Origin of the sequence: Pantoea sp. B9002, from assembly GCF_013385945.1 — a bacterium.
Taxonomy (GTDB): domain Bacteria; phylum Pseudomonadota; class Gammaproteobacteria; order Enterobacterales; family Enterobacteriaceae; genus Pantoea.
This window is the reverse complement of sequence record NZ_JACAPA010000027.1, coordinates 1-19,766: the sequence shown is the minus strand read 5'-3', so window position 1 is coordinate 19,766 and position 19,766 is coordinate 1. Positions and strand designations below refer to the sequence as shown.

Annotated in this window: 14 protein-coding genes; 5 read left to right on the top strand and 9 right to left on the bottom strand. The window is 56.3% G+C overall.

Features of this window, described 5'->3' with window-relative positions; all coding sequences use genetic code 11:
• Both HX773_RS14325 and HX773_RS14320 read right to left on the bottom strand, forming a co-directional pair.
• Positions 1–1,302 carry an LLM class flavin-dependent oxidoreductase gene (locus tag HX773_RS14325; protein ID WP_176972075.1) on the bottom strand — a complete coding sequence of 434 codons (1,302 nt, stop codon included), beginning with the start codon at positions 1,300–1,302 and terminating at the stop codon, positions 1–3.
• Positions 1,303–1,335: 33 nt separating this feature from the next.
• On the bottom strand, positions 1,336–2,406 hold the full coding sequence (locus tag HX773_RS14320; protein WP_176972074.1) for an iron-containing alcohol dehydrogenase family protein: 1,071 nt from the start codon (positions 2,404–2,406) through the stop codon (positions 1,336–1,338).
• Between the two features lie 336 nt (positions 2,407–2,742).
• Between HX773_RS14320 and HX773_RS14315 the strand changes: the two genes are divergently transcribed.
• From HX773_RS14315 to HX773_RS14305, 3 genes are read left to right on the top strand one after another with little or no spacing between them, the layout of a single operon-like run.
• Positions 2,743–3,288, top strand: coding sequence for a GNAT family N-acetyltransferase (locus tag HX773_RS14315; protein ID WP_176972073.1), 546 nt, complete (start codon positions 2,743–2,745; stop codon positions 3,286–3,288).
• Complete coding sequence (locus tag HX773_RS14310) at positions 3,285–4,427, top strand: amidohydrolase (RefSeq protein WP_176972072.1); 1,143 nt, start codon at positions 3,285–3,287, stop codon at positions 4,425–4,427. Before HX773_RS14315 ends, HX773_RS14310 begins: the two co-directional genes overlap by 4 nt.
• The gene (locus HX773_RS14305) at positions 4,427–5,740 is read left to right on the top strand and encodes an MmgE/PrpD family protein (protein ID WP_176972071.1); all 1,314 of its coding nucleotides are present in this window, start codon (positions 4,427–4,429) and stop codon (positions 5,738–5,740) included. The genes HX773_RS14310 and HX773_RS14305 overlap by 1 nt, the downstream gene beginning before the upstream one ends.
• On the opposite strand, the gene HX773_RS14300 is transcribed toward HX773_RS14305, so the two are convergent.
• The gene (locus tag HX773_RS14300; protein WP_008103158.1) at positions 5,737–5,961 is read right to left on the bottom strand and encodes a hypothetical protein; all 225 of its coding nucleotides are present in this window, start codon (positions 5,959–5,961) and stop codon (positions 5,737–5,739) included. The genes HX773_RS14305 and HX773_RS14300 overlap by 4 nt on opposite strands.
• A gap of 113 nt (positions 5,962–6,074) precedes the next feature.
• Positions 6,075–6,200, bottom strand: coding sequence for a hypothetical protein (locus HX773_RS25960; protein WP_008103156.1), 126 nt, complete (start codon positions 6,198–6,200; stop codon positions 6,075–6,077).
• Between the two features lie 377 nt (positions 6,201–6,577).
• Here HX773_RS25960 and HX773_RS14295 point away from each other — a divergent pair, with 377 nt between their 5' ends.
• Complete coding sequence (locus HX773_RS14295) at positions 6,578–10,288, top strand: FAD-dependent oxidoreductase (protein WP_176972070.1); 3,711 nt, start codon at positions 6,578–6,580, stop codon at positions 10,286–10,288.
• Between the two features lie 226 nt (positions 10,289–10,514).
• On the opposite strand, the gene HX773_RS14290 is transcribed toward HX773_RS14295, so the two are convergent.
• The 5 genes from HX773_RS14290 to HX773_RS14270 all read right to left on the bottom strand — a co-directional run bounded on the left by HX773_RS14290 (position 10,515) and on the right by HX773_RS14270 (position 17,065).
• Complete coding sequence (locus HX773_RS14290) at positions 10,515–12,803, bottom strand: molybdopterin guanine dinucleotide-containing S/N-oxide reductase (protein ID WP_176972069.1); 2,289 nt, start codon at positions 12,801–12,803, stop codon at positions 10,515–10,517.
• 34 nt (positions 12,804–12,837) lie between these two features.
• Entirely contained in the window at positions 12,838–13,599 is a 762-nt protein-coding gene (locus HX773_RS14285; RefSeq protein ID WP_137387006.1) for an amino acid ABC transporter ATP-binding protein, read from the bottom strand.
• Complete coding sequence (locus HX773_RS14280) at positions 13,592–14,515, bottom strand: amino acid ABC transporter permease (protein ID WP_176972068.1); 924 nt, start codon at positions 14,513–14,515, stop codon at positions 13,592–13,594. The genes HX773_RS14285 and HX773_RS14280 overlap by 8 nt, the downstream gene beginning before the upstream one ends.
• Positions 14,512–15,408, bottom strand: a complete 897-nt coding sequence (locus tag HX773_RS14275) for an ABC transporter substrate-binding protein (RefSeq protein WP_176972067.1) — start codon at positions 15,406–15,408, stop codon at positions 14,512–14,514. Before HX773_RS14275 ends, HX773_RS14280 begins: the two co-directional genes overlap by 4 nt.
• 466 nt (positions 15,409–15,874) lie before the next feature.
• Positions 15,875–17,065 carry a glycoside hydrolase family 5 protein gene (locus HX773_RS14270; RefSeq protein ID WP_370463610.1) on the bottom strand — a complete coding sequence of 397 codons (1,191 nt, stop codon included), beginning with the start codon at positions 17,063–17,065 and terminating at the stop codon, positions 15,875–15,877.
• Positions 17,066–17,408: 343 nt separating this feature from the next.
• On the opposite strand from HX773_RS14270, the gene HX773_RS14265 reads away from it, so the two are divergent.
• Complete coding sequence (locus tag HX773_RS14265; protein WP_176972167.1) at positions 17,409–19,580, top strand: TonB-dependent siderophore receptor; 2,172 nt, start codon at positions 17,409–17,411, stop codon at positions 19,578–19,580.
• The last annotated feature ends 186 nt before the right edge of the window (positions 19,581–19,766 follow it).

Sequence of the window (19,766 nt, the reverse complement as noted above, 5' to 3'; positions counted from 1 at the left end):
TTAAGCCACCGGCAAGCCGAGGTTTTCACGCAGCGTGGCGAACTCGTAATCGTCACGGAACAGGCCGCGACGGCGCAGTTCGGGGATCACCAGCTCAACAAACAGATCCAGCTGTTCGGACATGATCGCCGGCATGATATTGAAACCATCCGCGCCGCCCTCGTTGATCCACAGCTCGAAATCGTCGGCGATATCTTCGGCGGTACCGACAATCACGCGATGTCCGCGTGAACCGGCAGCCACCGCCGCCAGCTCGCGCAGCGTCAGATTTTCGCGCTTCGCCATGTCGGTCATCAGTTTGACGCGGCTCTGGTTACCTTCACCCAGCGGCACTTCTGGCACCGGACCATCCAGCGGGAACTGGCTGAGATCCATGCTGAAACGCAGCGACAGCTGACGCAGACCGTTTTCGATATCCACCAGCGTGTTCAGCTCTTTCCACAGCGCTTTGGCCTCTTCACGCGTGCGGCCCACAATCGGCATCACGCCCGGCATGATCACCACATGATCCGGATTACGACCGGCGGCAATAACCTGATCTTTCTGCGAACGGTAGAAGGTTTGCGCTTCTTCGAGGCTGGCAGCAGCGGTGAAGATCACTTCAGCGGTTTCCGCCGCCAGTTTCTGACCATCGGCGGAGGAACCGGCTTCGATGATCACCGGACGACCTTGCGGCGAACGGGTGATATTCAACGGACCTTGCACCTGGAAGTGCTCGCCTTCATGGTTAATCGGCTGAATTTTGTCATCAACAAAGTACGCGCCAGTCTCTTTATTCGGCTGCACCGCGCCATCTTGCCAGCCAGCCCACAGCTTGTCGGCCACTTCGAGGAATTCGCGCGCACGCGCATAACGCTCGGCGTGGTTTGGCATATCGTTGCGGCTAAAGTTGCGTGCTACATCGGTAGAGAATGAGGTCACCACGTTCCACGCCGCGCGACCACGGCTGATGTGATCCAGCGAGGAGAAGCTGCGCGCCATGGTAAACGGATCGCTAAAGGTGGTGGACGCCGTTGCCGCCAGACCGATGCGTTTGGTATTCACCGCCAGCGCCGACAACATAGTCAGCGGCTCAAGGCGCGCCATGGTCGATGGCAGACGATACATGCTGGTGGCCAGCGCATCGCCGACGAAGAACAGATCGAATTTACCGGCTTCGGCTTTTTTGGCGATGGTGATCAGCCAGTCGATATCAGTTGGATCGCCGAGTTTTTCCGTTAGTCGCCAGCCGCTGACGTGTTGTCCTACCGGCTGCACGAAAAGGCCTAAACGGATGCGGCGTTGTTGTTGTGAGTTAGCCATTAATTTGTCCTGGTCAATAAAAAGTGGTGCGATTTAAAACGTGTTCTCGGTCGCCAGCAGCGCCTGTTCCAGCGCATCGGCAGAGATGCGGAATGGCAGACGTTCGGCGCTGGCCGCCGGGAATTTAATCTGTTCTGCGATGGTGCGAATCGTCGCCGCGCGATCGCCGGTTAACGGCGCTAAGGTCAGCGGCATGTCGTACGCACGCAGCAACGCCAGCAGATCGGCATCCGGCACGCCGTTATGCTCAATCAGTGATTGCACCAGCAGGCTGTAACCCACTTTTTCGCCGTGCAGCCATTCGTGCAATTCCGGCTGATGCGTCAGACGATTGTGAATAGCGTGGGCAAAACCTGGCGTCGGCAGCACATCGCGCACGCTGTTGGCTAATCCGGCCAACACGATATTGGCATCGATGATTTTCACCAGTTCCGGCGTGACAATCTGCTGCTCGTTAGCGGCAACCGCCGCTGGGCCCAGCTCGCGGTAGAGATCCACCGCGCGTTTAGCGGTCATCACTTTGAGATCGAGCGCCAGATCGTTGGGGTTGTTACGCTGATACGGATAGAACTCGTAATATTTTGCCAGCGCATCAACGATGCCGGCCTTCAGATAACGCACGTCGCTGCGCGCGATAATCTCGCTATCTACCAACACCAAATCCGGCATTTTGCCCAGCGGTTGGCTGCGCACATGGCCGCCTTGCTGATTGTAAACAATCGCCACCGGCGACCAGGCAGCGCAGGTCGCCGCCACCGTCGCGAAGTTGATCACTTTGAGATCGGGCAGCTGGCTGCCCACCGCTTTCGCCGCATCCAGCACGCGTCCGCCGCCGACCGCAAACAGCAGTTCAGCGCCCTGCTGTTCGACATTGTGTTTGAGGGTTTCAATCGCGTCATCGGTGCATTCACCGGTCAGATACTCTATTTCCCAGCGAATATTATTGGCTTCAAGGCTCTGGGTTAATTCCGGATTAACGGCCTGCCAGGCGCGTGGAGAAGTAAAGATGCGAATATGGGAAGCGTAAGGTTTGATAAATTCACCGGCGCGCGCACGCAAACCGGATTCATGTGCATATGCACGTGGAGATTTGATCGCTAACACGGCGTCACCCTGATTAAGAATAAGGCTATAACGGATTAAATTAAGATAATTCAGAGGGTTAATATAGAATAGTTATAGCGCTATGTATTTTCTGCATACTACGGCAAATAACGATTTAAGCAATGCAAAAGGGGCGATTTCATTTTCACAAATTCGCATTAGCTTAGTTATTTTTCACATATAGCGGGGAATGGCTTTGCTGGTAATCTGAACCCTTATATCAGACCAGCACCTTCCGTAGCGGCGCAATTTATTGCGCGATGAATCGCGCCGCTACGGAAGGTGCCTGATTTTTTTGATTCTCCGCCTAATGGCGGTTTTTTTCCGGGGATGTCTATGTCACTTGAATTTCGTCAGGTCAGAGAAGACGAGGTGGAAACCTATCAGGCGCTGATGCATGCCGCGTATGCACCGACGCTGGCGCTCGGCATCAAATTTGATGCTGCCACCGCCGACCTTGCCAAAACGCTGCGTCATCTGCAAAGCCACGGCGTTTATGCCCTGTATGCCGATGATGTGATGGTCTCATCCGTTACCGTACGCTATCCGTGGGGACCGCTGCCCGGCCCGTTTGGCCTGCCGCATATCGGCTGGTTTGGCGCGCATCCCGATTATCCCGGCCAGCAATTTGGTCGTCAGGTGCAGGATCGCCTCGAGCAGGAGATTTTGCTGGGCAAATTACGCGCACCTGCGGTATCGCTCGGCACCGCCACCAGCCATCCGTGGCTGATCGAGATGTACAAAAAGCGCGGTTTCCAGCTGATGCACACCACCGATCTTGGCAAAGGCCACATCACGCAATATATGAAGAAAGTACTGGATGAAAGCGCCCACGATGCGTGGTTAACGCGCCAGGCGGCACAACAAGGAGTAAAATCATGAGCCAATCTCTTGACACCTTAGGCGAACAGCTAATCGCTTTCCGCCACGAACTGCACCGTTTTCCCGAGCTCTCCAATCAAGAGTTTGAAACCACCGCACGAATTCGTCAGCAATTAGAGCAACACCAGATTCGCGTGCTGGATCTGCCGCTCAAAACCGGTTTAGTGGCGGAAATCGGTGCGGAAAATGGCCCTTTGATGGTGTTACGCTCCGATATAGACGCGCTGCCGATTGAAGAGCAGTCAGACGTGAGCTTCCGATCTGAACGTCCCGGCGTGATGCACGCCTGCGGCCACGACTTCCACAGTTCGGCGGCGCTGGGTGCGGCGATTTTGCTCAAACAGCAGGAAGCTACGCTGCCAGGTCGCGTGCGCATTCTGTTCCAGGCCGCGGAAGAGACCGGCCAGGGCGCGCCCGATGTGATCGCGACCGGCGCGCTGGATGACGCGGTGGCTATCTTCGGCATCCACAACGATCCGTCGCTGCCGCCAGGCGTGATTGGCAGCAAAGCCGGTCCGCTCACCGCAGCGGTTGATCGCTTTGATATCAGCATCACCGGCATTGGTAGCCACGCCGCCAAACCGCATCAGGGCAACGATCCGATTGTGATTGCCGCGCAAATTGTCTCGGCCGCGCAAACGCTGATTAGCCGCAATGCGCCATCCGGCGATAACGCGGTGGTCTCGATCACCCAGATTCACAGCGGCAGCACCTGGAACGTGATTCCCGATAGCGCCTGGCTGGAAGGCACGGTGCGATCCTTCTCGCAGGAAACGCGCGAACGTCTGGAGCAGCGCTTCCGTGAAATCGTGCAAGGTATCGGCGCAGCCTTTGCTGCCGAGGTGAAATTCAACTGGCACGCGGGTCCGCCTTCGGTGGTGAATGACGCACACTGGGCGGATTTTGCCTTGCAGCAGGCCAGCGCCAGCGGCTTTGAGGCGCGCGTGGTGGAAGCCAGCCCGATCGGCGAAGACTTCGCGTTCTATCAGCAACAGCTGCCCGGCGCGTTTATGATGATTGGCACCGGCGAGCCTTATGCGCTGCACCATCCGGCGTTCCGCATCAATGATGATGTGCTGCTGCCGACGTCGCGCTATCTCGCCAATCTGGCGGTTGCAGCGCTGAAGAGCGTGAGCTGATGAGCCTGACCGCCGCGCTGGCTGAGCGCATTGTTCACAGCCAACCGGACGCCGCTGCACGTGCTGCAGCGCGCGAAGGCGTGCGTGATTTCCTCGCCGTCAGCTGGCCGGTGTTGCAAGGTCAGGTGCCGGACAGCGGTTTGCCGGCGCTGCGCAGCGTGTATGGCGATGGCAGCGCGCGATCCAACGCGCTGCTGCTCGGCTATGCCAGCCACGCGCTGGATTACGATGATTTCCATGCGGATTTTCGCGGCCATCCCAGCGTGGTGATTCTGCCCGCGCTGTTTGCCTGGCAGCAGCTGCAGCCTGCTGAACTGGATCATTTCCTCGATGCTTATGCGATTGGCGTGGAAGTCGCTGGACGTTTGGGCCTCGCCGTCAGCCAACAGCATTACGCGTTAGGCAATCACAACACCGCGACGCTCGGCACGGTTGCCGCCGCCGCCGCGCTGGCGCGTTTGCTGGCGTTAGATGTGTCTGCCACCGCGACGCTGCTCGGCATTGCCACCACGCAGGCCAGCGGCTTACGCGCGCAGTTTGGTTCGGCGGTGAAGCCGCTGCACGCCGGGTTTGCGGCTGAACGCGCGGTGAGCGCCGCGCAGCTGACGCTGGCGGGCTTTGATGGCAATCAGGATGGCGTGATTGAAGCCTTCATCTCCGCCACCAGCAATGGTCAGGCGCAGCCGGAAAAACTGATTGAGCTTTGGGCCCAGCCGTGGCGCATTGTCACGCCTGGACTGGAGTTCAAACCCTTCCCCACCTGCGCCGGTACGCACAGCGCCGCCGAAGCCACGCGCATTTTGCGCAATCAATGGCTGGCGAGCGGTAAATCACTGGAAAGTTTGCTGGAAAGCATTAGCGAAATTAGCGTGGCGTTTCCGCCGGGCGGCGATATCGCGGCATCAGTGCGCGTACCGACCAACGGTATTGAAGCGCGTTTCAGTCTGGAATATGTGATCGCCGCGATGCTGATGTATGGCGATTTGCGCTTGCAGGATTTTGCCGAAGGCGAGTTGAATCAAGACGTGATGCCGCTGGCGGCCAAGGTGCGTCGTACGCCAGATGAAGATGCGCCACCGGATGCGAGTAACCCGGCGCTGCGTTTTCATCTGGTGACGATTAGGCTACTCGATGGCTCGCAGTTGCAGCATCACCGCACGCGTCAGCAATCGCTGGCCGATGCGGTGGATGTCGCAGGCAAGCTGCGCGCGGCACTGCAGCAGGAATCCCCGCAACGCCAGCAACAACTGCTAAACAGCAGCAAGCTGGCTAACAGCGCGCATCTGGCGCAGTTAACCCAGCTGCTGGTTTAAAGTGTTTCGACCGGCTCCAGCGCATCCTGAATGGCATCGGCCAGATTTGCGATCTCATTGGCAACCGCCTGCAAATCCCACGATGCCTTTGATCCGCTGGCAGAGGTCGAGGCGCTAACCGACTCTTTTGCCACCGCTAAAGCCGCCGCAACGGCAACGGTGCGTTTATGCTGTTCAACCGTGACGCCAATCGCTGGCTGTGTGAAATAGTCGTTGACCATCGTATCTCTCCCTTAAGTGTTAAAAAATAAATGAATCCTGGAGAGGTATTATGGGGGAATTACAGCAGAGTGCACTCTAAATAGTGAGCCGCCAGCGGCGGCTCGACCCATTTTCAGATTTTAGGTTGCTGATCTTCAGGGAATTCAGTATCGCGGGGTAAATCATCATCTTCGTCGGGTAATGTTTCATCATCACCTGGCAGTGGAATTACATCATCATCATCTGGACGTTCTGACATACGTACCTCCGTAAACCCGAATTGGGTTAATTAAAGTGTAGTAATGAAATAAATTAAAAATCGCCCTTCTTTTCATTATGTGAGTTAAGCGTAAGAAATAGCGCAACAATAATATTGTTATTTCTTTATGCCGCTTCACTTAAATAAACGAAAGTCACGCTGTGCTTATTTTCTTTTAGCTCAGCCATTTGCGTTAAGCCAAAGCGTGGTTATAATTTGAATTAGGTTCAACAGTCATTTCCCCTGGTCGCCATTAATGGCGCCCCTACGAGATTCGTGCTGTTTCCGTAAGGTACGCATTTATGCGCATCCCATAATCAAACAATTAACTTCTTTTATTTATTTCTATTTCCTGAATTTTATTCCGGGGGAACACCATGCCGCCATTTTCCAGCTTTTGGCAAGCCGGTTATGAGGGAGCGGATCATATCAATCCCTTCGGCGAACGGCTTTCAATGAATGCGTTGACCGACCATTTATCGCAATACCATAACGATTACGCCGCGCTGCAGCAGTTTGGCATTACCTCCGCCCGCGAAAGTATTGGCTGGCGACTGGCGGAAATGGAACCGCAAACCACGCTCGAAAGTTTAAAAAAACGCATGAATTCAGCGCGCTCATTTGGCGTGCAAATTAACTGGACCTTTTGCCATTACGGCTGGCCGGATGACTTAACCTTATTTTCCAGCGAATTTGTGCCGCGCTTCGCCGCTTTTTGTCAGCGCATGGCGCGCTTTCTCGCGGAATATTATGAAGACGCCCCCATTTATTCGCCGATGAATGAAATCTCGTTTATGGCGTGGGGAATTTCTGTCGGCCTGTTTGGCAATAATGCCCACACCGATCCCGATGAGATTAAGCGTCAATTGATTCGCGCCACGCTGGCGGGTTGCGCTGCCATTCGCCAGGTCGATCCGCGTGCGCGTTTCCTGCACTGCGACCCGATTATTCACGTGGTGCCGGATGAAGACAGCGATGCGTGTCGGCAGCGCACCCGCGATATCAACGCTTCGCAATATCAGGCGTGGGACATGATCGCCGGTTTGCGCGAGCCGGAACTCGGCGGCAAACCGCACTTTCTCGATGTGGTTGGCGCTAATTATTACCATGGCAATCAGTGGCTCACATGGTCCGGCTGTCGGCTGGAGTGGCATCTGGGCGATGCGCGCCGCGTGCCGCTGCATCCGCTGCTGGCGCAGTTAACCGAACGTTACCAGCGGCCCATTTTGCTGGCGGAAACCAGCCACGTCGGCAGCGGACGCGCCGCCTGGATTGCCCAGGTGACCGCCGATGTCGCGCAGGCACAGCTCAACGGCTGTGATATTCGCGGCATCTGCCTCTACCCGATTATCGATCGCCCACTTTGGGAAGATCTCGATCACTGGCCACGCAGCGGATTGTGGGATGTCGATCCCCACAAAAAGCGCCTGCTGAACCCTGTTTATGCCGCGTCATTACAGCAATCACAACGATTATTAGCCCGTTTTCAGGGTCTTATCACCGCGGCCAGCAGGCCAGAGGAAAGCGTCATGAAACAATCCGTATTAGTGGTATTCAGTCATTTACGTTGGGGATTTGTCTTTCAACGTCCACAGCATCTGTTGTCGCGCCTCGCCCAGTTCCACCGCATTGTGTTTATCGAAGAGCCGATTTATCAGCCCGGTGAAGCCGCGTTACGCCAATATCAGCCAGCACCGAATGTGACGGTGATCGAACCACATACCGATGTGGCCGCGCCCGGCTTCCACGATAGCCAAATCGCCGTGCTGCAACCGCTGCTGGCCGAACTGCTTGATGACGATGAAACGCCGCTGGTGTGGTTTTACACACCGATGGCGCTGCCGCTGCTGGCTTGCTTTACGCCGAGCGCCATTATCTATGACTGCATGGATGAGCTTTCCGCCTTTAACCAGGCGCCGCGTCAGCTTCAGCAGCGTGAATCGGCGCTGTTGAGCCGCGCCGATTTAGTGTTCACCGGCGGCACCAGCCTGTATGAAGCGAAGCAACATCGCCATCCGCAGGTTTACTGCTGCCCAAGCAGCGTCGATGCGGGACATTTTGAACAGGCGCTGGATCGCACTAACAGCCATCCGCTGCAGGAAAACCTGCCAAAACCGCGTCTCGGCTATTACGGCGTGATCGATGAACGCCTCGATTTGACGCTGATTGCCGCGCTGGCGGATGCCCATCCCGACTGGCAGATTGTGATGGTTGGTCCGGTGGTGAAAATTGATGCCGCCAGCCTGCCACAGCGCAGCAATCTACATTGGTTTGGTCAGCAACCCTATGCCGCCCTGCCGCACTTTCTCGCCGGCTGGGATCTGTGCCTGATGCCGTTCGCGCTGAATCCTTCGACGCGCTTTATCAGCCCCACCAAGGTGCTGGAATACATGGCGGCGCAGCTGCCGATTGTCAGCACCGCGATTGCCGATGTGGCGCGACATTACACCGATGTGGTGAGCATCGCCGACTCACATCAGAGCTTTATTCAGGCCTGCGAAGCGGCGCTCAACATGCCGGTGGAAACCCGCTATCAGCTGGCGAAAAACATGGCGGCACGCGTAGCGGAAACCTCGTGGGATCGCACGGTCGAGGAGATGCAAGCGCATATCATGGCGCTGACGAAACGCCAGATTTCCCATCCAGAAGTAGCCGCCGCACGCCCGCCCGCGCTGGCGCACAATACCGTTGAGTGCTTGATTTTGGGTGCCGGGCCAACTGGGTTGAGCGCCGGGTATCATTACGGCGCGGGCGCGGTGGTGCTGGAGAAAAATGCCACGGTGGGCGGCTGGTGCCGTTCGGTCGAAGATCAGGGATTCACCTTCGATCACGCCGGCCACATCATGTTCTCCAACGATCCTTACGTGTTGCGCCTGTACGATATCCTGCTGGGCGACAATCAGCACTGGCAAACGCGTGAAGCCTGGGTTTACAGCCATGATGTTTACACCCGCTATCCGTTCCAGTCGGCGCTGCATGGTTTGCCTGCCGAAGTGATTGGCGAGTGCGTGTTGGGCGCGATTGAAGCGCGCTATGAGTCGCCTCCCGCTTTGCAGGCGGTGACTACCGAGGCGCGTCGTGACTGCTGCGCCGATGGTGCCATCCCGGATGGCGAAAGCCTGGCCTGTCAGCCGGAGAGCGAAGATTTCGAAAGCTTTATTTTCCGCACCTGGGGCAAAGGCATCGCCCGCCATTTCGCCCTGCCGTATAACCAAAAACTGTGGAAAACCCCGCTGGTGAATATGGAAACCTCATGGCTCGGCGGACGCGTGCCGCTGCCGGATTTGGAGCAGATCATCTCCGGTGCGCTGGCGCCGCTGGATAAGCCGGTCGGCCCCAATGCGCGCTTTGGCTATCCGCTGCGCGGCGGTTTTCAGGCGCTGATGGAAGGATTTCTGCCACATCTGAACTGTACGCTGGAGATGGAAGCGGGCGTCAGCGAGATCCAGCCGCTGCAACGGCGCGTGCTGTTGAGTGATGGCCGACAGTTCCATTATGACCAGATGATCAGCACCCTGCCGCTGCCAGAACTGGTGCGATTGATGGGTAATTTTGCACCAGAAGCGGTGCAGAAAGCGGCGAAGCAGCTGCGTCATATCTCGGTGCGCTGCGTCAATCTGGGCATTGGTCGTGCCAATATCAGCGACAAACACTGGATTTACTATCCCGGCAACACACTGTTCCACCGCATCTTTTTACAGGGCAACGCCAGCCCGTACTGTAATCCAGAAGGCGGTTTTGGCCTGACCTGCGAAATGACCTATCGCGACGATCAGCCGCTGCCTTACGAAGGGGATGCGTTAATTGAACGCTGCATTGCGGATTGTATTCGGGTTGGCATCATCAATGCCGATGATGAGATCGTTACCGCCAGCGAAGTGGATATGCCTTACGCCTATGTGGTGTACGACCATCAACGCACCGCCAACGTCACGCTGATTCGCAGCTGGCTGGCGACGCAAGGCATCCATCTTTCCGGGCGCTACAGCGAGTGGGAATATTACAACTCTGACCACGCGTTCCTCGCCGGTAAACGTGCAGCGGAAACGGTGAAAGATTTGACGCATAACCGGAAAACCACGGCGTGAGATGAAAAAGCGAGTCAGTTAAGGGTGAATGGGTCGCCATGAATGGCGTAATGCCGCTCAGTTAAGCGCCGTATCAAATCACCGCACATTCCGTAGCGGCGCGATTTATCGCGCAATGAATTGCGCCGCTACAATGTGTGCTCTCGGTAATTAGGGGGGGTCATGTCTTAACTGACGAGCATTACGCCATTCATGGCGACCTTTTTACATTTATCCGCCAAAATCATTATGAACCTGGCGGATTAAACGCCTGTACCGGCGTCAATTCGCCGCGATATTTCCGCACCTGCACCACGGTGATTTGCCCGCTGCAACCTTGTGCCAACGAAGACGTGCCGATATCCAGCGTCAAGACATTGGGATTACCGTGACGGCACAGCGGACGCAGCGCGGTGGGATCGACCGGATCGTACCAGGCGCCGGTCGGCAACTGCACCACGCCGCGCATGATGGTTTCGGTCAAGCGCGCACTGGCGAGCACGTGGCCGCGCGCGTTGTAGAGCTCGATAATATCGCCATCATTAATGCCTGACCCCGCCGCATCCGCCGGATGTAAACTGCACACTTCGCAGCCATCGCGTTTGCCGCTCAGGCTGTAATCACCAAAATCGAGCTGGCTGTGCAAACGCGTCGCCGGCTGATTGGCGATCAGCCAGAACGGATGATCGGCATTCGGTTTCTGCTGCGGTTCACGCCATACCGGATGACCTGGACAGTTTTCATAATTAAAGCTGGCGATGGTGGCGGAGAAAATTTCGATTTTACCGCTCGGCGTCGGCAGCGGCGACGCTTCCGGGTCGGCGCGGAACGCGTTGATCATGCGGCCGCCATCCTTCAGCTGCGGCAACTCCAGCACGCCTTGTTGCCAGAACTTATCGAAGTCGGGGATCTCAACCTGATGCGCCGCCAGCTTCTGTTGCAGCTGGGCGTAATGATGCTGCAACCAGCCGCGCGTATCGCGCCCTTCGGTGAAGGCCTCTTCGCGGCCTAAACGGCGCGCCAGCTCGGTGAATATCGCGTAATCATCTTTGGCTTCGCCGAACGGTTGCGCCACCGGCTGCATGGCAAACAAGTGGCGATCGGTGGGTGCGCCGCCAATGTCTTCGCGCTCCAGCGTCATGGTAGCGGGCAAAACGATATCGGCATGGCGCGCGCTGGCGGTCCAGGCGATCTCATGCACGATCAGCGTATCCAGCTGGCAGAAGGCCTGACGTAAGCGCGCGAGATCCTGATGATGATGGAACGGATTGCCGCCCGCCCAATACGCCAGACGAATGTGTGGATAGGTTAAGCGACGGCCATTGTAATCAAACGGCTTGCCGGGATTGAGCAGCATATCGGAGATGCGCGCCACCGGAATCAGGCGATCGATGCCGTTTTTGCCCTGCGGCAGCGCCGGAAAACTCACCAGATTGTGATGCTTGCCGTAATGGCCCAGCGCGCCAAGCGCATAGGTGTAGCCGCCGCCCGCCAAGCCCGGCTGACCGAGCGCGGCCGCCAGCACCAATCCCAGCCACACCGGCTGTTCGCCGTTTTCTGCGCGCTGCAAGGCATGCGCCACCGTCACCAGCACGCGTTTGCCGTGCAGCTGGCGGGCAAAATCGCTGATGAACGCAGCGCTCACGCCGCAAATTTCTGCTGCCCACGTTGCATCACGCGGCGTGCCATCTTCTTCGCCACGAATGTAGGCCGCCATTTGTGGCCAACCCACGGTGTAGCGCGCAAGGAAAGCCTCATCGGTCAGCTGTTCGGCGATCAACACTGATAACACGCCGAGGATAAAGGCCGCGTCGGTGCCCGGTCGCAGCGCCAGCCATTCGCCCTGCGCTTCTTCAGGTAGATCGCTTTGCAGCGGACTGACCGAGATAAAGCGCGTGCCGCGCTGCGCCGCCTGCTGCATAAAGCCGCGCTCGGTGTGTTCGCTCAAACCGCCGCTGGCAACCTGGGAATTTTTCAGCGCCAAACCGCCAAATGCCACCACGATGTCGCTGTGCTGGGCGATCTCTTCCCAACTGACGCCGCGACGGGCAATTTCATTCATGTCGCCGACGATGTGTGGCAGCAATACCGATGCGGAGCCGGAGCTGTAGCTGTTGACCGAACGCACGTAGCCGCCGAGCGTGGTGTTGAGGAAGCGATGCACCTGACTTTGTGCGTGATGGAAGCGGCCGGCGCTTGACCAGCCGTAAGAGCCGCCGAAGATGCCTTCCGGGCCATACTTGTCGCCGACGCGTTGCAGTTCGCGCGTGACCAGCGCGTAAGCTTCGTCCCAGCTCACCGCGACGTATTCATCGTTGCCACGACGATTGTCCGGGCCCGGTCCGTTCTCCAGCCAGCCACGACGCACCATCGGACGGGATACGCGCGCCGGATGGTTTAACGCAGTGCGGAAATTTTGCAGCAGCGGGCTGGGATCGGGATCGCCCTTGAACGGTTCGATGGTGAGCTGATCGCCCTGTTGCTGGGCATGAAAAGCGCCCCAATGGGCGCTGTGCATTACCGGTTTTTGCGTCATCACTTTTCCTGGCATCAAAAAAGAAAAACGGTGCCTAAAGCACCGTTGCAATAAAGTTTCTTACGCGCCCGTTTTCCGGGTCGTCGAGCACTTGCTGGGTTGGCCCCGCCGCCACGATTTTGCCGCTTTCCATAAACACAATGTTGTCGGCAACCTCACGCGCAAATCCAATCTCATGCGTCACCACCACCATGGTGATGCCGGAGTGCGCCAGCTGTTTGATCACCTGCAGCACTTCGCCCACCAGTTCGGGGTCGAGTGCCGAAGTCGGTTCATCAAACAGCATCACGCCGGGATCCATCGCCAGCGCGCGGGCAATCGCCACACGCTGCTGCTGTCCACCGGAGAGATTCTGCGGCCACTCATCTTCGCGGCCAGACAAACCCACTTGCTTCAGCAGCGACAGCGCTTTGCTGGTTGCTTGCTGTCGGCTCTGCTTCTTCACGCGCATCGGCGCATCGACGATGTTTTGCAACACGGTGCGGTGCGGAAACAGATTGAACTGCTGGAACACCATGCCGATTTCGGCACGCTGACGCGCAACTTCACCGCTGCTTAACTCGTGCAGCGCCTGGCCTTTCTGCTTGTAGCCGATGATCTCGCCGCCGATGCGAATGGTGCCGCCATCCAGTTTTTCCAGATGGTTGATGCAGCGCAGCAGCGTGGATTTCCCCGAACCCGATGGCCCAAGGATCACCGTCACTGAACCGGCGGGAATATCCAGATTCACTTCATCCAGAATGGTGACGCCAGAGAAGCGCTTGGTGACTTTACGTAAGGCGATCGCTTCACCCATTGCTGACGCTCCTTTCTGCTTTCGGCGCTGAGAAGCCCGGCAGCGACTTCAACAGGCTGCGTTTTTCCCGGCGCGTGACGCCACGACCAAAATAGCGTTCCACATAGAACTGCCCCACTGACAGCACCGAGGTCATCAGCAGATACCACAAGGTTGCCACCAGCAGCAGCGGAATCACTTCATAGGTGCGCTGATAAATAATCTGCGCCGAGAACAGCACGTCCTGCAGCGAGATCACTGAGACCACCGCAGTGGTTTTCAGCTGACCAATGATTTCGTTGCCGGCGGGCGGCATGATGGCGCGCATCGCCTGCGGCAGCACGGTGTGACGGAAAATCTGCGAAGGACGATAGCCGAGCGCACGCGCGGCTTCCAGCTGGCCGTTGCCGACGCTTTGGATGCCAGCACGCACAATTTCAGCGGCATAGGCAGATTGGTGCATCACCAGCGCGATCACCGCCGCACTGAATGGGCTCACCAGCGCATTAGATTGCGTGCTCCAGAGTTCGCCGAGGCCCGGAATCGACAGGGCGATGGTGGGATAGAGCGCCGCGATGTTGTACCACAGGAACAGTTGCACCAGCATTGGCACGCCACGGAAGAACCAGGTATAGAACCAGCTCACGCCCACCAGCACCGGATTGGAGGAGAGGCGCATCAGCGCCAGCACCGTACCGAAAGCAAAACCCAGCACCACTGAGATCGCGGTGAGCTGCAGCGTCATTAATACGCCTTGCAGGATCGATTCGCCGGTAAAGTTCTCCGCAATCACGCTCCATTCGAAGCGTGGATTGTTAATCATCGAGTTCGCCATCGCCACCACGCACAACAACACGACCAGCGCACTCAGCCAGCGTCCGTAGTAACGTTTGCCGACGATTTTCAAATCGCCGGTGTGGTCGTGAATGTCACTCATTGAAAGATTTCCTGATTGCGTTTGGCTTGTTTAACAGCACCAAAGCCGATGCCCCAGTTGTCGAGGATCTTGTTGTAGCTGCCATCTTTGATCAGCGAGTTAAGCGCGGCCTGTACGGCGGGCTCCAGCGCAGAATCTTTCGGGAAAGCGACCGAGACTGGCGCGTCGTGTACGGTGATTTCGCCGCTCATGGTCAGCGGTTTGATCACTTTCACCTGCCACAGCAAACCTTCATACGGGCCGAGGAACATTGGCACGCGACCGCTTACCACCGCCTGCACGCCAGCTGGACGATCCGGGAATACCGAGACTTTGATTGGCTTTTTACCGGCTGCTTCACAGGCTTTGCTGGCGTCTTCAAGGCGCGTGACCTGCGTGGTACCGGAACCGGCACCCACTTCTTTACCGCAGACATCGGCCAGTTCTTTGAATGGCGCGATGTTGGCATCTTTCCGCGAGATAATGCCGAGGCGGCTGGCATCGTAGTAACCGACGAAGTCGATGATTTTGGCACGCGCTGGCGTGGCGTTGATGTTGGAGAGCGCCACATCGTAACGGCCGGTTTTCAGGCCCGGAATGATGTTGTCAAAACCGCCGGTGTCGCGCCACTGAACCTGAATTCCCAGACGCTCGCCCACGGCATTCATGATATCGATTTCACGACCGGCCAGCGTTTTGTTGTCTTCTTTATAGAAGGTGGTTGGCGGCGTATTGGGGTTGGTTCCCGCAACAATGTAGCCACGTTTAACCACATCCGCAGGCAGCAGGCTTTTCAGCGCAGGATCGGCCTGCACGTGGATTGAGCTGTCAGTTGGGACGTTTTCATCGGCGGCGAACGCGGTGTGTGCACTCAGCGCGAGCGCAAGAATAGTCATGCCTTTGGCGAATTTCACTGGAACCTTTCTCCTGATTTATAAAAAGTTTCCCCTCAGGGAAAAGGCGTTGAGGTAGCGATGGTTTTTTCTCCTGACTCACCTCGCGCGAACGGCGTGCGGTGGTAGGAATTGTCATCCTCAAATACCCTAATAATTCCAGCTGCAACAAGGCGGCAAGTGTGTGAATCCCCGGGAGCTTACTGAAGTAAGTGACTGGGGTGAACACACGAAGCCAACGCAGTTGCGGCTGAAATTATGACGGGTATTTACGTCCCGGGGACATTGTGTTTGAAGATATACGGCGATCACAAATGCGAAAAAAACATATCTATTGCCGAAATATGGCAATAGAAGGATGCGCGGGTTTATAGGGGGATTTCCGCGTCAGTTGGGACGCGGAATTTAAGACGCAATTCAGATTTTGCCACTGAATCAATAGCCTGCTTATTCAGCGGCAAGCTGCGATTATCGTCTAAATAAGAATTTAATGATCTAAGCGTTTGCGAATAGGTTCAAACTCTTTGGTGGCATGACGCGGTACGGTATCCGGGAGATTCTGCTCAATTTCCTGCCAGTAGCGCCACGGCACTTTTTTATCACCGAGTTCGTAATCCATGCCGTCCCAGCTGTCCTCGCGGAAGCTGTAAAATGCCCAGTGCGCTTGCTGTTTATCCAGCACCGTCAGCACATCTTCCAGATACTGCTTACAGCCGCGCAACGTGCGGACACAGCCCAATTCACCTACCACCATTTGATGGTTGCCGACGCCCTTTTCCTTTGCCCACGTGAACGGCAATGCCAGATACCGGGCTACGCGCGCTGCATCCCATTGCTGCATTTCACCGGCAAACGGCACTTTACCCGGATAAACCCACGGCTTCTGCCGTTTGGCGTTCGGCGCGCTGGTGGCGTCATAAGGTTCATACATATGCACGCTGTACAGCACGCGCGCATCGCTCAACGCATGTGGCCAATAGCTGAAGGCATCCGCAGCCGCGTACCAGCCGCTATCGACCATGATCGGCGTGGACTTATCCACTTCCCGAATTGCGGCGATGATGGTGCGATAGAAATCCGGCAGATCGCGCGCGCTGCCCTGCTCACGCTGATACCAGACCTGCATTTTCTTCGGCGAAGCGTGCTCTGCGAGATCGCTCATCTTCTCCGGCGCAGGTTCATTAATAATGTTGTAAGCCACGATGGCGGGATAATCCTTTAGCGCGCTGGCTAAATCGCGCCAGAAGCGTGCGCTTTGCTGCCAGTATTTTTTATTCTGCCACAGCCGATCGTCAAACTTGCCGCCATTGTTCTGCGACCAGCGCATTCCGGGCAGCGACAGCGGCGTGATAGCCACTTTAATCCCTGCAGCCTGCGCATGATCCAGCACCGTTTTTAGCGTGGCGAGATCTTCCGGCATCAAGCCGTGATAATCATCTGCATTACCGATCAGGAAGTCGCGATCCTGCTTTGGCCATTTATCCCACGATAGTCGTACCCAACTCGCGCCGTAATCATGGAGCGCTTTGAAATAGGTATCGTTGGGAGGAATGCGATTAAAACTGTTGCCACCGTGCTGCGTTTGAAGCCAGAAATCCATCTTATCGGCGGCATTTGAGCTACCAATACTGAGTAAAACACTCAGCAGGAGTGTAAAGGTTTGTATGATGTGGCGCACATTTTCTCCTTAATTTGCGGTGCATTTTTCGCCGTTCCCGACGACGCCATGCAGAATATGGAAATAACCAGTTAATTACCGTGCGTGACTTCTCTTTATCATCACCCTGATTTTAATTGAATTATTGTAATACATTGTTGTCACCCTCTTCTTTCCTGCCAGGTTTTTCCCGCTTTCTTATCTGCTTTACGTTTCTTCACCTTTGCTGCACAAAGCAGCGTAATCATGGAGAAATAAAGGAGAGCCGATTTCACCAGATATACAATGAGAACCGTTATCATTATCATGCGCATTTACTTACAATTGTTAACGTAACAGGGAGAACACTTAAGTGAATGTAACTATGCGTGGCAAAAAGCGTCCGATTGCGCTTTTTTTAGCGGGAATGCTAACGTCGCCTGCTTTTGCAGCTGAAACTACAGAAAAGCTGGCTGACGATGAATCGATGATCGTCACCGCCGAGCAGGAGCTCAAACAGCAACCGGGCGTATCCACCATTACGGCTGAAGACATCAAGAAAAATCCCCCTGTTAACGATCTCTCCGACATCATCCGCAAAATGCCGGGCGTGAACCTTACCGGTAACGGCGCCAGCGGCAGCCGCGGCAATAACCGTCAAATTGATATCCGTGGCATGGGGCCGGAAAACACGTTGGTGATGATTGATGGCGTGCCGGTTTCCTCACGTAACTCGGTGCGCTACAGCTGGCGCGGCGAGCGTGATTCACGCGGCGATACCAACTGGGTACCGGCGGAAATGGTTGAGCGCATTGAAGTGATTCGTGGCCCGGCCGCCGCACGTTACGGTTCTGGCGCGGCGGGCGGCGTGGTAAACATCATCACCAAACGTCCCACCAATGACTGGCACGGCTCGCTGTCGCTGTACACCAGCCAGCCGGAAAATAGCAAAGAAGGCGATACCCGACGCGCTAACTTCAATCTCAGCGGCCCGCTGGCCGGTGATGCCTTGACCATGCGCCTGTACGGCAACATCAACCGCACCGATGCCGATGCGTTCGATATCAACACCGCCGAAAACGGTTCATACGCGGCGGGCCGTGAAGGCGTGCGCAACAAAGACATCAATACCGTGCTGTCGTGGAAAATCACGCCGCTGCAAGTCATCGACTTCTCCTACGGCTACAGCCGTCAGGGCAACATTTACGCCGGTGACACGCAGAACAGTAACAGCAACGCCAGCACTGACGGTTTAGTGGAATCGCTGTACGGCGATGAAACTAACCGCATGTATCGCCAGAGCTACGGCATCGCGCACAACGGGATCTGGGATTGGGGAACCTCGAAGCTCAATTTCAACTACGAGAAAACCAACAACACGCGCCTGCAGGAAGGCACCGCCGGGCGTACCGAAGGGATGATCAACAGCGATACGTACGCCACCAGCCGTTTGGAAAGCTATCGCGCGGGCGGTGAGATCAACTTCCCGCTGCAGCTGCTGGTTGATCAAACCGTGACGCTGGGCGCGGAGTGGAACCGCGACGAGCTGAACGATCCGGCATCGATGCTTTCGGCCAGCGCTACCGGCGTGAATTTGCCAGGCAGTTCTGGCGATCCCTCGCAGCGCAGCAGTAAAAACAGCGCCACCATCAGTTCACTGTTCTTTGAAGACAATATTGCCGCCACCGATAGCACCGAAGTGATTCCGGGCCTGCGCTTTGACTATCACGATCAGTTTGGCGCCAACTGGAGCCCAAGCCTGAACCTCTCACAAGGATTGGGCGACTACTTCACCCTGAAGGCCGGTATTGCGCGGGTGTTTAAAGCGCCTAACCTGTATCAGTCCACGCCGGGTTATCTGCTCTCCACGCGTGGCAACGGCTGCCCGATTGGTCTCAGCCAATGTTATCTGCTGGGGAATAAAGATCTCGATGCTGAAACCAGCGTCAACAAAGAGATTGGGCTGGAGTTCAGCAACGAAGGCTACGTCGCGGGCATCACCTGGTTCCGCAATGACTATAAGAACAAGATTGTGTCCGGCACCGAGCCGGTTTATTCCAGCACTCGCCCGGTTTATAACGTGCTGCGCTGGGAAAACGGCGGCAAAGCGATTGTGGAAGGACTGGAAGGAAATCTGACCATTCCTTTAATTGCCGATACGCTGGAATGGCGCTCCAACGCCACCTACATGTTCCGCTCCGAGAGCAAGAAAACCGGCAATCCGCTGTCGGTGATCCCGGAATTCACCATCAACTCGCAACTGGAGTGGCAGGCGACGCAGGATCTCAGCGCCAACATCAACTGGACGCAGTATGGCCGCCAGAAACCGCGTCAGAATGTTGAGACCAATATCGATACCTCGAGCATGACGACGCAGGAGATAAGCCCGTATTCGGTGTTTGGTTTGAACGTCAATTACGACATCACCAAAAACCTGCGCGCCAATGCCGGTATCAATAACCTGTTTGATAAACGCATTTATCGCGAGAATTCGGGTGCTTCAACCTATAACGAACCGGGGCGCGCCTATTATGCTGGGGTGACGATGTCGTTTTGATTGAGCTGGGTTTTGGTCGCCATAAATGGCGTAATGCTCGTCAGTTAAGACATGCTCCCCCTGATTACCGAGAGCACATATTGTAGCGGCGCAATTCATTGCGCGATAAATCGCGCCGCTACGGAAGTTGCGGTGATTTGATACGGCGCTTAACTGATCGGCATTACGCCATAAATGGCGACCCTA

What these genes read in the sequence shown, in the direction of transcription:
- HX773_RS14290 (WP_176972069.1), bottom strand. Translation starts at nt 12,803, where the DNA reads ATGACGCAAAAACCGGTAATGCACAGCGCCCATTGGGGCGCTTTTCAT.
- HX773_RS14325 (WP_176972075.1), bottom strand. Translation starts at nt 1,302, where the DNA reads ATGGCTAACTCACAACAACAACGCCGCATCCGTTTAGGCCTTTTCGTG.
- HX773_RS14280 (WP_176972068.1), bottom strand. Translation starts at nt 14,515, where the DNA reads ATGAGTGACATTCACGACCACACCGGCGATTTGAAAATCGTCGGCAAA.
- HX773_RS14300 (WP_008103158.1), bottom strand. Translation starts at nt 5,961, where the DNA reads ATGGTCAACGACTATTTCACACAGCCAGCGATTGGCGTCACGGTTGAA.
- HX773_RS14295 (WP_176972070.1), top strand. Translation starts at nt 6,578, where the DNA reads ATGCCGCCATTTTCCAGCTTTTGGCAAGCCGGTTATGAGGGAGCGGAT.
- HX773_RS14310 (WP_176972072.1), top strand. Translation starts at nt 3,285, where the DNA reads ATGAGCCAATCTCTTGACACCTTAGGCGAACAGCTAATCGCTTTCCGC.
- HX773_RS14265 (WP_176972167.1), top strand. Translation starts at nt 17,409, where the DNA reads ATGCGTGGCAAAAAGCGTCCGATTGCGCTTTTTTTAGCGGGAATGCTA.
- HX773_RS25960 (WP_008103156.1), bottom strand. Translation starts at nt 6,200, where the DNA reads ATGTCAGAACGTCCAGATGATGATGATGTAATTCCACTGCCAGGTGAT.
- HX773_RS14315 (WP_176972073.1), top strand. Translation starts at nt 2,743, where the DNA reads ATGTCACTTGAATTTCGTCAGGTCAGAGAAGACGAGGTGGAAACCTAT.
- HX773_RS14305 (WP_176972071.1), top strand. Translation starts at nt 4,427, where the DNA reads ATGAGCCTGACCGCCGCGCTGGCTGAGCGCATTGTTCACAGCCAACCG.
- HX773_RS14285 (WP_137387006.1), bottom strand. Translation starts at nt 13,599, where the DNA reads ATGGGTGAAGCGATCGCCTTACGTAAAGTCACCAAGCGCTTCTCTGGC.